General features: G+C 27.1%; 14 protein-coding genes and 2 pseudogenes. 14 read left to right on the top strand and 2 right to left on the bottom strand.

All coding sequences use genetic code 11. From position 1 onward, the window contains the following. Nucleotides 1-3 precede the first annotated feature (3 nt). From SLY_RS00495 to SLY_RS00430, 14 genes and pseudogenes are all read left to right on the top strand, one after another. The gene (locus SLY_RS00495) at nt 4-552 is read left to right on the top strand and encodes a DUF2963 domain-containing protein (RefSeq protein ID WP_015637679.1); all 549 of its coding nucleotides are present in this window, start codon (nt 4-6) and stop codon (nt 550-552) included. Nucleotides 553-622: 70 nt separating this feature from the next. Continuing rightward, on the top strand, nt 623-913 hold the full coding sequence (locus tag SLY_RS00490; RefSeq protein ID WP_015637626.1) for an HU family DNA-binding protein: 291 nt from the start codon (nt 623-625) through the stop codon (nt 911-913). Nucleotides 914-957: 44 nt separating this feature from the next. Beyond that, nucleotides 958-1,635, top strand: coding sequence for an N-6 DNA methylase (locus tag SLY_RS00485; RefSeq protein ID WP_015637678.1), 678 nt, complete (start codon nt 958-960; stop codon nt 1,633-1,635). Next, the gene (locus SLY_RS00480) at nt 1,589-1,774 is read left to right on the top strand and encodes a hypothetical protein (RefSeq protein WP_015637627.1); all 186 of its coding nucleotides are present in this window, start codon (nt 1,589-1,591) and stop codon (nt 1,772-1,774) included. Before SLY_RS00485 ends, SLY_RS00480 begins: the two co-directional genes overlap by 47 nt. Further along, nucleotides 1,767-1,955 (top strand): hypothetical protein, encoded by a 189-nt coding sequence (locus SLY_RS00475; protein ID WP_015637677.1) that lies wholly within the window; start codon nt 1,767-1,769, stop codon nt 1,953-1,955. Before SLY_RS00480 ends, SLY_RS00475 begins: the two co-directional genes overlap by 8 nt. Before the next feature lie 25 nt (nt 1,956-1,980). Further along, nucleotides 1,981-2,421 (top strand): hypothetical protein, encoded by a 441-nt coding sequence (locus SLY_RS00470; RefSeq protein WP_015637676.1) that lies wholly within the window; start codon nt 1,981-1,983, stop codon nt 2,419-2,421. Continuing rightward, nucleotides 2,414-2,647 carry a hypothetical protein gene (locus tag SLY_RS00465; protein ID WP_015637675.1) on the top strand — a complete coding sequence of 78 codons (234 nt, stop codon included), beginning with the start codon at nt 2,414-2,416 and terminating at the stop codon, nt 2,645-2,647. The genes SLY_RS00470 and SLY_RS00465 overlap by 8 nt, the downstream gene beginning before the upstream one ends. An 18-nt stretch (nt 2,648-2,665) precedes the next feature. After that, nucleotides 2,666-2,986: a hypothetical protein gene (locus SLY_RS00460; protein WP_015637631.1), complete on the top strand. Its 321-nt coding sequence runs from the start codon at nt 2,666-2,668 to the stop codon at nt 2,984-2,986. Between the two features lie 2 nt (nt 2,987-2,988). Continuing rightward, nucleotides 2,989-3,615: a hypothetical protein gene (locus SLY_RS00455; protein ID WP_015637674.1), complete on the top strand. Its 627-nt coding sequence runs from the start codon at nt 2,989-2,991 to the stop codon at nt 3,613-3,615. Between the two features lie 100 nt (nt 3,616-3,715). Continuing rightward, nucleotides 3,716-4,813, top strand: a complete 1,098-nt coding sequence (locus tag SLY_RS00450; protein ID WP_015637673.1) for an AAA family ATPase — start codon at nt 3,716-3,718, stop codon at nt 4,811-4,813. A gap of 2 nt (nt 4,814-4,815) precedes the next feature. Then, nucleotides 4,816-6,429, top strand: a complete 1,614-nt coding sequence (locus SLY_RS00445; protein WP_015637672.1) for a coiled-coil domain-containing protein — start codon at nt 4,816-4,818, stop codon at nt 6,427-6,429. Between the two features lie 99 nt (nt 6,430-6,528). After that, nucleotides 6,529-7,325, top strand: a pseudogene (locus SLY_RS00440) (hypothetical protein). 330 nt (nt 7,326-7,655) lie between these two features. Beyond that, the gene (locus SLY_RS00435; RefSeq protein ID WP_015637671.1) at nt 7,656-8,879 is read left to right on the top strand and encodes a hypothetical protein; all 1,224 of its coding nucleotides are present in this window, start codon (nt 7,656-7,658) and stop codon (nt 8,877-8,879) included. A gap of 1,427 nt (nt 8,880-10,306) precedes the next feature. Next, nucleotides 10,307-11,260: pseudogene (locus SLY_RS00430) on the top strand (IS3 family transposase). Between the two features lie 651 nt (nt 11,261-11,911). Here the strand turns inward: SLY_RS00430 and SLY_RS00425 are convergent. Then, nucleotides 11,912-13,102 (bottom strand): replicative DNA helicase, encoded by a 1,191-nt coding sequence (locus SLY_RS00425; protein ID WP_041784446.1) that lies wholly within the window; start codon nt 13,100-13,102, stop codon nt 11,912-11,914. A gap of 1,463 nt (nt 13,103-14,565) precedes the next feature. After that, nucleotides 14,566-15,552, bottom strand: coding sequence for a tRNA (adenosine(37)-N6)-threonylcarbamoyltransferase complex transferase subunit TsaD (gene tsaD, locus SLY_RS00420; protein ID WP_015637665.1), 987 nt, complete (start codon nt 15,550-15,552; stop codon nt 14,566-14,568). Nucleotides 15,553-16,147: the final 595 nt, after the last annotated feature.

Below are 16,147 nucleotides of genomic sequence, written 5' to 3'. Positions count from 1 at the left end.
AATATGAATTATCAAAAAACTTTTTATCACAAAGGAATTAAAACAGCTATAAAATTTGTTGCTGAATATAGCCCAGATGGTAAATTAACCAAACAAACCCAATACTATTCCGATGGCAAAACAATATATGTCATCCAAGAATACGACCCTCAAACACATAAAAGAATTAAAGAAACTCATTATTACGGCGACGGCAAAACAAAGAGGTTTGTTATTGAATATTACTCTGATGGCAAATTAAATAAATCAACTTGGTTACGTGAAGATGGCAAAACCATTAATTGTATTATTTGTTGGAATCCTGAAACTGCAGAAATAATCAAAACAATTAATTATCATCTTGATGGCACAATTGGAGAAGAAATAATAGATGATAAAAACCACACCATAAATTGCTATCAAGATGACTTCAAAACGTTAATTTATACTAATGAATATAACCCCCAAACAGGTAAATTAACCAAACAAACCCAATACAACCCAGATGGAACTGTTTTTAATGAAATCTATTACAACCCCAATGGGAGCATAAAAGCAACAAAAAAATATTAATCATACATAAAAAACCCCAAATAATTAAAACTTTAATCAAAAAAAATATAAACAAAAAAGGAGAAATCAAATGACAAAAAAAGAATTAATCAAAAACATCGCAGTAATGAATAACACTTCAGTTACTCAAACGCAAGATTTTTACAACTCGTTTGAAAATGCTTTAATTGAAGCAATCACATCAAACGAAGAGGTAGTTTTATCCCCCCAACTTGGTAAATTCATTTTAAAAAGCCAAAAAGCCCGTTTAGGACGAAATCCTCAAACAGGTAAAAAACTAAAAATCCCTGCAAAAACTGTGGTAAATTTCAAACTATCAAAAACCCTCAAAGATGGAGTTAAAAACCTTAAATTAAAATAAAAAAAGAAAAGGAAAAATAAAAAAAGAAAAGGAAAAATAAAAAAATGTATCGAGTTGATAGAAATAATTTTTTCAAAAATGAAAAAAAAGCTACTATTTATACTCCCAGTTGGGTATCGCAATTTTTATATAATATTTTATCACCTCAAATCCAACGCGGTTTAATCCTTGACCCCTGCGTTGGCGAAGGATCTTTATTATTTCCTTGGAAAGAAAAAGGTTTTGATGTTTTGGGGGTTGATATAGAAAAAACAACCTTCCCTAATTTAATTCATAAAAATTTTTTAGAATTAAGTCAAAAAGAATTAAAGAAACAAAAAATATCTTTGGTAATAACAAACCCACCTTTTAATTTAGATTTTAAAACTAAAAGTTATGTTAAGGAAAAATATGGTGGTCGTCCTTTGTTGCCTGAGTTGTGGTTAAGTAAAATAATTGAACTTTTTGGTAAAGATATCCCAATTGTTTTATTTACTCCTTATGGATTCAGACTTAATCAATCACTAAATAGCAAGCGATTACAGAAATTTTTAAATCAAGAATATCCCGAAATCTCTTCTATTATTAGTCTTCCCAAAGACGTTTTTGAAAACGTTGTTTTTCATTCAGAAATTTTAATTTTTAACGTTAACCATTTAAAACCGCATTATTTCTGTGGAATAGCCACAAACCAAAATGACTACTTATTTATTAACTCGTCAAATTGGTTTATCCCAAAATAAAGTTCTCGATGAAGTTAATGATACAAGAAACCAAACCCAAGAACGATTCAATAAAACACATAAAAAACTGGATGAATCAATAGAAAAACTTGATGAATTAGATAAAAAGATTAATAAAAATAATAAGGAGAATGAATAATATGAGCGACGGCATGTCAGAAGCATTTAATGGGACTTATTTCAAATCCCGCAATTCCCAATCCAAGAAAAAAACTAATAAATATAATCAACCAAAAGGGAAATGGCTTAATTTAGACCGCCCCAATAAAACTTTTAAAAACAAAAAGAAATCGTTTAAAAAAACGAAGAAAAGTTATTAAAGATTATTAAGAAAGGTAAAAAAATATGTGGTTATTTTCAATATTTGCAACAATTAGCAATTTTATTCTAAATTATACCAAAGGATTTACAACTACTGAAATTCTTGAACGAAGAATGGATGGAATCCAAACAACACTTTTCACTATTCTTATTGTTTTTGGGTTCAAACCAATTTTTAAATTAATTGCAAACACTTTAAATTTCTTCAAAGATTTAATTTTGGGTATTTTTTTCCCCAACAAAAAACTACAAAAATTAGAAATCCAAAATGCCAAACAAGAATATTTAGAAAAACAATTATTAAAAAAACTAGATAAAATCAATGAAAACCAAGAAAAACTCCAATCCCAAATTATGGTTCAAAGAGTTAAAGTTTCTCATTGGCAAGAGAAAAAAGCAAGAAAAAAACAATTAAAATCGCAAAATATCAACCCAATTATTAAAAAGGAGGAAGAAAATGAATGATCTAAATTTCGCCATCGGATTTATTGTTGGCGCCCTATTCACAACTGCTTTAATGTTTATCATTAAAAAAATCTTTTTTAATTTTCTTCCATTACCAGAAATCAATAATAAATCTGAAACACAAAAAGAATTTAAAACCCCTAAATCATCTTCAATTCTTCCCAAACCAAATAATGAATCAAAAGAAAAGGATGATTTAGAAAATTACAAAAAAATAAATAATTAATACAAAGGAGAAAAAACAATGATTAAAAAAGTAATAAAAAAGAAAAAAACAAATAAAAAATCAACCGAATTAAAAAATAAAAAAGTACTAAATTCAAAACAAACACTACCAAACAAAACAACGGTAGTAAAAGTACCAACCACCCCAAAAAAACAACCAACTCAAACAACTTCCAATAACAACAAAGGCAATTTATTTAAAACATTTATAAATTTAACAATCATTTTTAATTTTATTATACTTGTCAATGTTATTTATTACCAAAACCAAATCCCTTGGTTAACCACAGGTATAAATAATTTAATTGCTATCATTAAATCAACCTTAGGAGGTAAATAATCATGAAAAAAAACCAAAAACCAAATAACAAAACTAAAAACAAAATAATTACTGTTCTTACAATTTTAATTTGTTCTTTTTTTGCCATTAGTTCTATTGTGGCTATTAATAATTATTTCTCACGTCAAAAACAAGAAAAAATTAAATTAATGAGCGAAAACGATGCCCCTTTATTTGAAGTAAATAGAATAAGCGGTAACAATGAAGATAAAACCCTTATCCCTTTACCACTACCTAATTTAAATCCAAACAAATATCATCATGTAGTTACCATTAATCACCAAGTTCTTCTAAACTCAAATGGATTGGACGTTAGTGTTCCTTTATACCTTAAAATAACACCAAAATATGACACTCATAACACTTTTTCTAATCCTGAAACACTCTTTAATTTAGAAGTTAAAAATAATAACACAACTTATGATAACACCAAACGTCAACAAATGGTTATCAATAATGACGGCAGAGGCAATATCAATATTCAAATTAAATTAGAACAAAACAACTTTATTCAAACAAAAAACCCAAACCTAACTTTAATTCTTAACTATGAATTAGTCGATAAAGATGGAAATGCGTTGAGCGGTGGTAGTTCAACTATTGAAAACAAAATCAAAAATTTAGCTTAATTAAAAGAAATAAGACTAAGTTAAAAAACTTAGTCTTATTTGAGAAAGGAAATTAATTATGAAAACCAAAACCCCAACACAACCACTTCTCTTAAAAGTAATGACGATTGTCATTTTATTTTTTTTATTTTGGTTAGCAACTTATGTCTGGATTCATCACCAAACTTTAATCATCACTGAGGAAAAAATAAACCAACACGAAGGGTTACTTAAACAACAAGAAGAAATACCCAAAGATGAAACACAAACTTTATTAGATAATAACAATCTTTCTACTAACACAATTATCCAAAAAGAAGGAGTTGTTTTTAAACCTTCTGACCCCCAAAAATTTATAGGTTTTGACAAATTAATTGGGTTTAAAGAAGAATTAAAAGCAGTTCAAGGATTTATTAATTATTTAAAAAATCCTGAAAACTACCAAGGTATCGGACAAGTTGAACCACCCCTAGGAATTTTAATGTATGGAGTTCCTGGTACAGGTAAAACAACATTAGCACGAGCGCTTGCCAAAGAAACTAATTTACCATTCTTTGAAGTAAATAGTTCCTTATTTTCCCAAAAGTATAAAGGATTAGCACCGCAAATGGTAAAAGATTTATTCACTGATGCAAGAATTGTTGCCGAAGAATGTAATGGGGCGATCATTTTTTTAGATGAATGTGAAACTATTTTTACTGATTTAAGCATGTTAGAAGCAGGTTCAGAAATAGCTAACGTTGTTAACCAATTCAAAACCGAAATGACTTCCATAGATAATAACCCTGATAAACCAATTTTCATCATCGGGGCAACAAATCAATATCATTTAATTGATGAAGCAATTAAATCCCGTTTTACGTACAACATTGAAGTAAAACCAGGAAATAAAACCGAACGTCAACAAATGTTAGAATTCTTAATGAAGAAAAGAAAAAACCCTTATAGTGAAGAAGCAAAACAGTATTTATTTGAAGTAATTAACGAAGCTTTGGAAAGATTACCACAAAATCAACAATTCTTAAAAGCCAATCGTACTTTAGAAAACCTGTTAAAAACCACTGTTAGTATTTTTGCTAAAAACCGTGGTAAAGGTGAAAACAAAAGAAGTGAAATTAACAAAGAAGATTTAAAACAGGCTTATCAATTGATTATTTCACCAGATACCAGTTTATTAGATCAAATTGAAAACAATTTAACCCCGAAAGGAGGTGAATAAATATGATATCACCATTAGACGTTCTGAAAGGTTTTATTAACTTAAAATCTTATTTAACATGGTTTTTGCTTGCTACTACTGTTTTTGGTCTTTTTTGTTTCATCAAAAACAAATTTTCTCACAATCAAAAAACCACAACCCTAAAAAGTTATTTAATTCCTTTTTTAATTATTCTTACCCTATTCAGTTTTCTTTACTTATCTTTCTTTCATAAAACTGAACCATCAAGTAAATACACAGGCCAATTAATCGAAAAAATTGATAAAGCAATTAAAAAATACGATGAAACAATTAATAATTATCATGGTTTAAAAAAAGATTGGGAAAAGGAATTACAAAATTGTGAAGCAGAATTAAAAGAACTTTACGAACAAAAAGAATTAACCCAAAAAGATAAATATAAAATCAAAGAGTCTCTGAATAACAATGAAACAAAAATTAAAGAAATTAAAGAAAATTTAAACAAAAATGACAAAAATATTACTATTTTAAAAGGCAAACTAATCCAATTAGAACAACAAAAAGAAGCCAAAGAAAAAGAAATTAAACAAAAACAAGAAGAAAAAAATTTAGCTTCTCCTGATGATAAAATTAGATTACAAGCAGAAATTGAAAAACTCCAAAGTGAAAAACAAAAAATAATTGAAGAAATCAGCGAAGTTGAGGTTCAAATTGGTAAATTAGAAGTATCCCAAAAATACTACCAAGATATGTTATCTGGTGCTGAAAAATTTAAAAAAATGTTAGAAGAACAATATAAAGATTTAACTGAAGGAGAAAAAAGTTTATATAATCAAATCCAATCTGTACAAGAACGTCATGCCGAAATCCAAAAAGAAATTGATGAAGTCAATAAAAAACTTGAAGAAATCAAACTCGAAAAAGAATTATATCAATCCCTAAAAGTAAAATATCAAGAAATGTATAACCGCATGATAACTTATGAAAAAGAAAATGAAGCATCAGCGGGAAATATTGTCAAATGGATCTTCAAAGGTTTTGATAAAGTTACTGACTTAATCCCTGCTAAATATGGTCTGAAAATTATAGGCAAATCAGTTACTTTTACACGTAAGTTCGCTCAAGGCATGTCAAAAGCTACTTTAGTTCTTCACGAAGGTCACCGTTTATGGCACATGTATAATGAAGTAGCTAATGAAAATAAAGAACATCCACCAATGATTACCAAAGAAGCTTTAGAGATGTATACTAAAGATATCGACCGTGATTTAGCCAAACTCGACGCTGACTACAAAGATTACGAAAAAAAATTAGGTGATTATAAACTTCGTCAAAATAAAAATAATTTAAATGAAGAATTAGCCCAATCTAGAAAAACAGTTACCAAAATTGCAAGAGAAGAACAATCAGTTATTAATGAATACAAAACTATTATCAAAGAATTACAAGAAAAACAAAAAGAAGTTTCAAAAATTACCCCCTTATTTAACAAACAAAATGAATTAGAATACGTTTTAAGTAACAAAGAAGTAGAATTAAACACTGCAAAAGAAGAACTAAAACAAAAAAATCCGAGTTACGCTCGCGCTCAACAACGCCTAAAAGCTAGACGAGTTGGCAAAATCCCTGAAATGGTTATGATTCCAAATAAATAATTATTTTAGCTAATTATTTTATTAATAAAATTGTATAATGGTGATAAGTGATATGATTAATTATCACCAATCGCCATTATTAGGAAAGGTAAATAAATTATGAAGCAACCCAACTTTTTTCAAAAACATTTAGTAACTATTATTATCATTTTACTTTTCGGAATAGCAATTATCATAGGCATTAAACAAGGATTTAATGATTATCAAAACGAAAAAAATTCTTTATCTCCTTTAGGACAAACTCCAGAAAAAGATTCCTTAGAACCCGAAACCACTCCAACTCCTTCCAGATCTAAACGTTCTACAGAACCCCCCAACCAAAAATCAAAACAACATCTGCTCGGTTAGAAAAAATTAAAACTTATCTTTTCACCGAACCTACTGACACTTATAAATTACCATCGGATTTATCAGAGAGAGAACAAGAAGAAATCAATAAATTAAAAAATAGTTGGAAATTGCGTTTTTTAGGTTATTTAAAACAAGAAAAAACATCTATAGATGAAGAACAAAAAGTCTGTGATGAACACCAATCTCAATTAAATTCTATTCAACCTCAAATAGAAGCTTTAAAACCAAAACAACAAAAACTAGAACAACAACAAGACGCAAAAGAACAAGAACTTGATAGATTAAAAAAAGATAGAAAAGGTAACGAAAATAAAATCAAAAAAATTCAAGAAGAAAAACAAAAAATAATTGAAGAAATCAGCGAAGTTGAGGTTCAAATTGGTAAATTAGAAGTATCCCAAAAATACTACCAAGATATGTTATCTGGTGCTGAAAAATTTAAAAAAATGTTAGAAGAACAATATAAAGATGCTGAATTACAAGATAAAAATGAAATCTTAAAATCCCTCAACTCCCTCTATGAAATCACACCAACTGAGTTATAAAAAATATCCCCCAAAATCAAACATGCCTCTTTAACGCATTATTTTGCCCCTCTGGCTGTGATTTAATTACAATTAGGGTTATTACCCTAGGGATTGATTTATACCCCTTTAAATCCAATTTAGCCTCTAAGTGAACTCTCAAAAAACCTTGTAAATACCTACTTTTAATTTTTACAATTTTGGCATAAACTAAAACTGATCATTTTTCAATCTAATTTATAACCACCCCTCTAATTGAGGGGTATTTTTTATACCCAAATCACAAAAAAGGAGGTTATTAAATAATGTTTAAAGTAATTAAAATCCCCTTTATCTAAAAAATTAATAATTATGTTATTAATTATTATCTTCAATTTTGTCCCTTTCATCAATGCTAATTCTTCTTTTTTTCATAGTCAAAACAAAACTAAAATTAAATTAGCAGATTACGAAACCCTCCAACAAGAATGGTTAGCGACCCAACCCAAAATGAAAAGATATGACATTCCTGTTTTATCCAAAGAAAGTATCCCTGAAATCCTAAAATATTTCAACATTAAAACTTCTAATTATGGTTTGGATAACCCTACCTACAATCCTTATACCAAAAATTTCTTCTGCTATGAACTCAAAAATCCTCCTGCAGGATTAATCTGTGCTTTTTTCAAAGCCAGGCAAAACCCTTTTAAGGAGAAATATCCTCAAGATGACGATGAATACACCTTAGATGACCTTTTAAAATACGAAATCGCTATTGAGGAAGCTTTTGTCTTTTGGGATGCTAACAAACAACCGACTCAAACAAATGTCAATATAACTTTCGTCAAGCTAGATATCTTTGCAAGCGACAATAAAGAAAAAGCGATAAACGAATACTTAATCAAAAACAAAATCATCAAAGAACCCAAACCAACTAAATTAGGTTGTTACAACGCTACTCCAACTACTGGTCTAGTTGTTCCTTTACCTTCAATAAATTACACAACCCATGAAAAAGATAATGAAATCAAAAATTGGCTTTTACAAGCACAAAAAAAATATAATCATAAAACTAGTATGAAAAAAATAGATTTTCTTACTTTTTGGTCTGATAAACCTTTCACATATATATTTACTCCAAAGATTGATTTTTTGAAAATTGAAGAATTCAGCCTAATGCGAGTTTATAGAGATACTCGAGAATTAATTAAAGAATGTACCATACGAGGAGAAAGCATACAAAAGGCCCCAGGAAAATATTATTGTACACCTTCTATTGATATGAATAAAATAGGATATGATATTGGTGGAGTAGAATTAGTTTTTAGTGAACCAGTTTCTGAACTAGAACCACCTCAACAACAACAAATAGAGGCTATTTACTTTGATGATGGAATCCGTTTTTTCCCAGAAAGTTCCCAAACTTACAATATTGAAGATTTAAAGAAACTCTCTAATGGTGCCAAAAAAATCTATCTTTTTTCTTTCACTACTAAAAAAGAATCAAAGAAATTAAATTACCCGATGCTATTGATCCTTACCAAGCTATTCGTGACTGGAAACGAGAAAACAACCTTTACACTTTTCCTCCTCTAGTTCAAGAAGATGACTATGAAGAACAAAGCGAAAATCGTGATGCTTATATAGAAATTACTTCTCCTGCTTATAAAAAAATTTCTATTCTTTTCCCGATTAAAATAGTCAAACATACTTTTGAAACTACTGATTGTTGTTATTTTGTAGTTTGTAAAAATGATACACTCCAAATTAAACTCGCCAAACAATATCGTGATGCTTATGTAAATTGGTTAAACCAATGTTACATTAAACCTGGCATTTCTTATTCAGCTGGAGAAATAAGAGATAAATTTGGTCGTTCATCAAGAGACATTTATAATGAAGAAGGGGGAAAATGTAGATATCGTTATGTTATAAATACTTTCATAGATGAATGGTACGTCAATGGGAGTGAATGTTCTGGCTCAAACAATACTTTTTCTAATTTTTATGACACCACCCCGCCACCCAAAAAACCTCCAGAATTGAAGTAAATGATAAAGATTCGTGATATTCAAAATCCGAAATAAAAAACTACTACCTTTACTTCAACCCAAAACAAAGATATATCAGACTTTTGGAAAACAATAGATTTAACACTCAACCAACAGAAGAATCATCAAAACCAAGATTAAGAGGATAAAATTATAATTATAATTTCTTCTACTGACACTTTTTATAACCCCCCAAAATCAAACATGCCTCTTTAACGCATTATTTTGCCCTTCTCGCTGTGATTAAATTACAAATAGGGTTATTACCCTATTTGTAATTTATACCCCCCTTAAATCCAATTTAGCCTCTAAATGACCTTCAAAAAACCTTGTAAATACCTACTTTTAATTTTTACAATTTTGGCATAAACTAAAACGGATCATTTTTAAACCTAATTTATAACCCCCCCTCTAGTTGAGGGGGGGGGTTTTTATTTCTTCCATAATCATTTTCGCTAGTGTTTATGGTGATGGATTTGCCAATTAACCCTGTTATTATATAACACAAACAACCCAAAATTAAAAACTCCGCATTATTGTGTAAAAAAATTTAATCCATGTCGTTTTATAGGTGACTTTTTCTTTTTTTTTACTTATATATATAATGGTATGTTTCTAATAAGGTTAAACCCGTGGGTAAAACTAAACACCAATTCAAAAAAGCCCTCCAAGGCTGTTTTGAATTGGTTTGTGATGAGTAATAATTAATTCGGGTTTAACCTTATTAGAAACATAATATAATAATTAATAATGTAAAGATAATAATAAAATTATTATAATATATATGGTTAATATATAAAGAAAGAAATAAAAACTATTCAAAAGTTTTTATTTCTTTCTTTATATTACATATACATATATTATCTTCCATTTATATATTAATTTAATAAATATATTTTAAAATTCAGTTTTAATAAGTTATAATTATTTTTGTAATTAAATAAAAAAATATTAAGATAATTGGTGTTAATAATGCAAAAATTGCAAAAATTAAAGCAAAAAATAAGATTATTACAAAATATGATTTTCCATATTCAAATTATTAATAAAAAAATAGTTTTTAAACTTGTTAAACAATTTTCTCAAGACCTAAATTTAACTACCATTTTAAAAACAATTCGCATTAATCGAAGTACTTATTATTATTGGCTAAAAATTGAAGAAAAGTTAAAATTAAAACAAACAAAATATTTTTTACAACAAAAAAGAATTAAAGTTTTATGTTTACACCACCAATATTTTTACGGCCATCGTAAAATTACTGATTTATACCAAAAAACTTTCAACGAACCCATCACTAAGAAAAAAGTTTATCTTATCATGAAAGAAAATAATATTTGTTGTAAGTTAAGGCCTAAAAAAAATAAATATTATTATCATAAAAATTTAAAATCTAACCTCCAAGTAGTACCAAATTTAATCAATCAAGACTTTACCGGCTCATAACCTATGCAAAAATTATTCACCGACATTACTTATTTCCAAACTCCCCAAGGTTTTATCTATTTTTCTGCCATCATCGATTCTTTTAACAACCAAATCATCGCATCCCATACTTCGAATCGCCAAGATAAAGAATTAATTTTAAATACAATCAAAAAACTACCTCCATTAAAAGAACCTTGTGTTATCCATTCCGACCAAGGATTAGTTTATCAATCCCTAAAAGTACAACAAACCTTAACTAAAAAAAGGTTTTTAATCAGCATGTCCCGCAAAGCAACCCCACGCGATAACGCCGTGATTGAGAACTTTTTTGGCCAGATGAAAAGTATTTTATTCAACCAACATCCATTTTTATTTCAAAAAAACCCAAGTAAAATCAAAAAAATTATAAATCGATTCGCTTCTTTTTGGAATCACAAATGGATTTTAACTAAATTAAATACTTCATCTCCTGTAAAATATTTTCAATCTTTTAGATAAATATTTTAATTAATTGACAAATTCAACTGCAACCTTTTTAAAAGAGGTTATTTCACTGTACATTTTTTTAAGTAAAAAATTAAAAACTCCGCATTATTGTGTAAAAAAATTTAATCCATGTCGTTTTATAGGTGACTTTTTCTTTTTTTTTACTTATATATATATAGCGTAAGGATAAAAATTAAAAAAATATCTTTTGAAACTAGCAAATTATAAAAAAACATTAGACACTTTTTAAGTGTAATGAAATTGCTTTGTTAGTTTGAAAAGATATGAAATTATCTACTTAATTTTAAAGTCTTAAAGAGTAATTTATAAATAAAAAGTTGTATTAAAAAACGGAACAGCGCATGTAGTTCAACTAATTGATTTCATATTTCTACATTCTTTTAAATTACTTCATCAACCAAGCCCTTTTTGTTTTCAAATCTCAGAAGATCACTATATGATAAAGATTTAATGTAATCTTCCTAAATTGCCAATCTGGTTGGTTTTGGGCGTCCACCGATAAGAATATAGTCCTGAAAAATGGGGTTGCTGAATAACAAAACAACATTTTTCCAAACTACTTATTAATGTAGTTTAGTTTTTTTTGGGGGAGCATGAAAACAAGTTAATTAGGTGAGGGGGTTTGAATTTATTATTACTATTCTATTTTTTCTTTTCTGTAAAAGTTTGGGTTTGATTATTGAAATGCAGTTGATAATTTCTATTAGAAATACCATTTCTATTTTTAGCAATAATCAATTCATAATTTGAATATGTTACTTTATCTCTCAGCGTATTAGTTTCACAATACAAAAGCAACACTAAATCAGCATCTTGTTCAATATTTCCAGTATCTTTTAAATCGGTTAATCTCGGCCTTCTTGGGGTCGTACTTTTTACTGAATCTCTATTTAATTGCGAAAGACAAAAAACAACAATATTTAGTTTTTTAGCTAATTGTTTTAATTTTTTAGAAATTTTATCCATTGGTTTATCTTGCAATAATTGTAAATAGTCAATAAAAATCATATCTAATCCGTGAGTTTGCTTAAACTGAGTACATTTAATTTCAATTTCAGAAACTAAAGAAGATTCATCATCAAAAAATAACTGTAATTGTTCCAAAGTATATGAAGTATCAAGAATTATATCTTTTTCTTTGGCACTAACATCTCCCAATTGTAAACGGCGCATGTCAACGTTAGAAACAGAACTTAAGCTTTTTAAAATTAATTGAGTATTGCTCATCTCCAAACTAAAAATAACTATTTTGGAGTTAACATTTTTAGCGATAATATTGATAGCTAAATTTACCATCAAAGTTGTTTTACCAACTCCCGGACGAGCTCCCAAAATAATTAATTCTTGTTTTTGAAAACCTAAAGTATCGTAATTTAACTGCGCAAAACCAGTATCAAAACCTAATAATCCGTTTTTGCTGGGATTAAAAATAGTTTTGTTTAAAATATTGCGCATTAAATCTTTAGGGGTTTCAAAAAGAGAAGTTGCTTTAAAAGCTTGTTCGAATTCTTTTTCTGAATTGTCTTTTTGGATTCTTTGAATATAATCATCTACCTCTAATAATTGGCATAAAGGAATTTTTTTAATGATTAAATTTAAATAATTCTTAACGTTTTGTTGCTTGGATTCAGGAATTTTAGTTAAAAAAGAATTCATTTTATTCAAATCCCAAATTTTTTTTTGTTTGTAAAAATCTAACAAAAGATTGTAAATATATTTAACTTTAGGATTCTGGAAATCATTTATATTAATTTTGTTTATTATAGAAGCAAATTGTTGCGGATTTAAAAGTAAAAATTTCAATAAAACATGTTCTTCATTTGGATTTATCATTATATAACCTTTTTTTAAAATATTGTATAAATTAGAAATAAACATTATGAAGCTGTAAATACAACTTATAGCTTCTTTGTTGTTTTTAAAAACCGAAACATTTTTGCATTTCTTTATAAAACGAAGATAACACTTTGGAAAAAATTTAAATGAGATAAAATTAAACATGATTCTTTTAAAAAAACTTGCAGATTTTTTTGAAATGTGTTAAATATTGAAAAACTCATACTTTAGGTTTTATCGAAGAAGCAAAAATTAAAAAAAATTAGATGAGTTCAAAAAACTGTGGTTTTGTTTTAATTTCCCAAAAGAGATAATTAAGTAATATTTAATTTGCTTTTGAAATATGACCTAAATACAAAACAAAATTAAATATCTCAATTAAAACATTTAAAGATTTGCTTTTTAGTTGGGGGTTTTTATTTCCTTGAAAAAACAAAGAAAAAAATATATCTTTTTAAAATATTTTCAATACTAAAAAATTTAGTTATTGATGATTGCAAAAAAGTTGTTGGAGGTTTTTTGCTTTTTCAAAATCGGAGAAAAAATTTAATAATAAAGTATTTTCTGTAGTAAATAAGGTTAAAAAAACAATAATAGCTGTCTTTTTGTTTGATTTGGAATATTTTATGAGGACAAAGAAAAGATTAATTATAAAAATTTAGAAGGAATTTTTAACCATGAAGGAAAATATAAAAATTAAGGTTTTTTTAATAACGGTTTTTTATCTTGTAAACAATAATTAAAATTGGAGAGCAATGAAGAAAAAAATTAAACTATAAGGTAGGATGGAAAGGTTTGTTAAACTTCTTTCATCTTTATATTATATCAACAAATATATCTGTTTGTATACAAGAATCTGCGATGTTTACGAACTTATAGACATTTTTTCTTTTTAAAACTTAACTTTTAAGTTGTTTTCAAATATTAAACTTTAACTTTTAAAAAAATTTGGAACTGAGTTTTTTTAAGTTAGTCTTTTTTTCTTTTTGAAACTTAAAAAAATAATTTTAATTTCTTTTCTAAAAACGTTTGGGTAAAAATCGTTAAGGAGATTATTAAAAACACCACAAAAAAATATCTGACATCATTGTCTTAAATTGCTTTTATTTATCGCTTGTTGGAAAAAATATCTCTTAATTTAAAACAACAAAAAAAATTAAGTTTTTTAATTTAATGGGATGTTTGCAAATGCTAGACAACTTTTGATTTAAAAATATTTTTTTAAAAAGAATTACAATAAAAAAGATTGCAACAAAAATCGAAAAAACAATAGATGAAAGCAATTGATTAAACATTTATTTTAACGAGCCAACTAATTCTAAAGTTCGCAATAAATTAGCTAAATTATATCTTTCTTTTATTCAAGTAAAGATTTTTTGAATCCGAAGAAATTGTAATTATCGCAATCTTTTTAAGATTAAAAAAAAGTTATCGCAAAAAAAATTAAAAAAACATTTTTTTTAAAAAGTTAAATTTGGCAAAGCAGTTAAATCATATTTATATGAAGGGGGGGTGATATTTTTTTGATAAAAAGCAGCAATTCCTATCATGGCCGCTTGATCGGTGCAATATTGAACGCTTGGAAAAATTACTTCTAAATCAAGGAAAGTTTCTTTCATTTTTTTTCTTAAAGCAGAATTAGAGGCAACCCCTCCTGTTACAATCAATTGTTGAATAGGTAATTTTTTTAAAACTCTTTTAGTTTTGGTTAATAAAACATCAATAACACTTGCTTGAAAAGAAGCGCATATGTTTGGGATATTTAAATCTTGAATGTTTTGTTTCAATAATAAATTAACTAAATGGCTTTTAAGGCCTGAAAAACTAAAATTGAGATTATTATTTTTTAAATAAGGTCTCACTAAATGATAAGTATCTTTGCCTGTTTGGGCTAATTGATCAATTAAAGGGCCTCCCGGATATCCTAAATGAAGGGCTTTGGCTATTTTATCGTAAACTTCTCCTAAAGCATCATCTAGAGTTGTTCCCAAAACTTCTATTTGATCATGATTTTTAAAATGAAGAAGTTCTGTATGTCCTCCTGAAACTAAAAGAATTAACGCATTTGGTTTAATTTGATGTTCAATTTGAGCGGCATAAAGATGTCCTAAAAGATGGTTGATTCCTAAAAGAGGTTTTTGATAAGTGTAGGCAAAAACATTAGCTGCATTGATGCCCACTAACAAAGATCCCACTAAACCAGGTCCTTGAGTAACCGCTACTAAATCAATTTCTTGGGGTGTAAGACAAGCTTTTTGGAAAGCTTTTTCTAAAATTAAAGTAATTAATTCAACATGTTTTCTAGAAGCTATTTCAGGAACTACACCACCAAACATTTGGTGGTCTTTGATTTGAGAAAAAACTATATTAGATAAAACTTTTTTACCGTCTTGAGTAATGGCAACACTTGTTTCATCGCAACTTGTTTCGATGGATAAAATATTCATAATCTCTTCCTTTTTAATTTAATTTGTAAAAAAATGATTTTATATTTTTGAAAAGATTAAAAAAATTTGATGAAGTAATAAAAGCGAAATTTTAAGATAAAAAAATCTTAAAAAAATCAGCTTTCAATTGGAATGTTGTAGTTTTTGGGGTTTGCTTGATTGGTTTTTAAAAAACAAAAAAATTAAGGTAGGTTTGAAACCTTTTTCAATTACACATAAATATGTATTTAAATGCTGAATCATCCATTATCTAAATTTTATAAAATTAATTGAACTGCTCCAAAAGATTAGAAACTTTTGTTTTGAAAAAAATATTTAAGGATAAAAAAATAATTTTTACATTTTTTCTAAAAACATTTTTAAATCATCATCTAAATTATAAAAAAACGTAGGCTGTTTTATTATAATCAAAATAAAAGATTGATTTATAACACAAAATAAAACGAAGCAAATAAACATATAAAAAAATAATTATAAATGATATTTTAATCAGATAAAAAAACCAAACAAAATGGTACAAAATGGAAGCAAATAAAAACATAAAAACAAAATAATTATAAATAAGTTTTTGGTTGATAAAAAATAAAAAAACCAA

This window comes from Strawberry lethal yellows phytoplasma (CPA) str. NZSb11 (genome assembly GCF_000397185.1).
In the GTDB taxonomy this organism is placed as follows: domain Bacteria; phylum Bacillota_I; class Bacilli_A; order Acholeplasmatales; family Acholeplasmataceae; genus Phytoplasma; species Phytoplasma australiense.
Note: the sequence above shows the minus strand (reverse complement) of the source record. Positions and strands in the feature narration are given on the sequence as shown.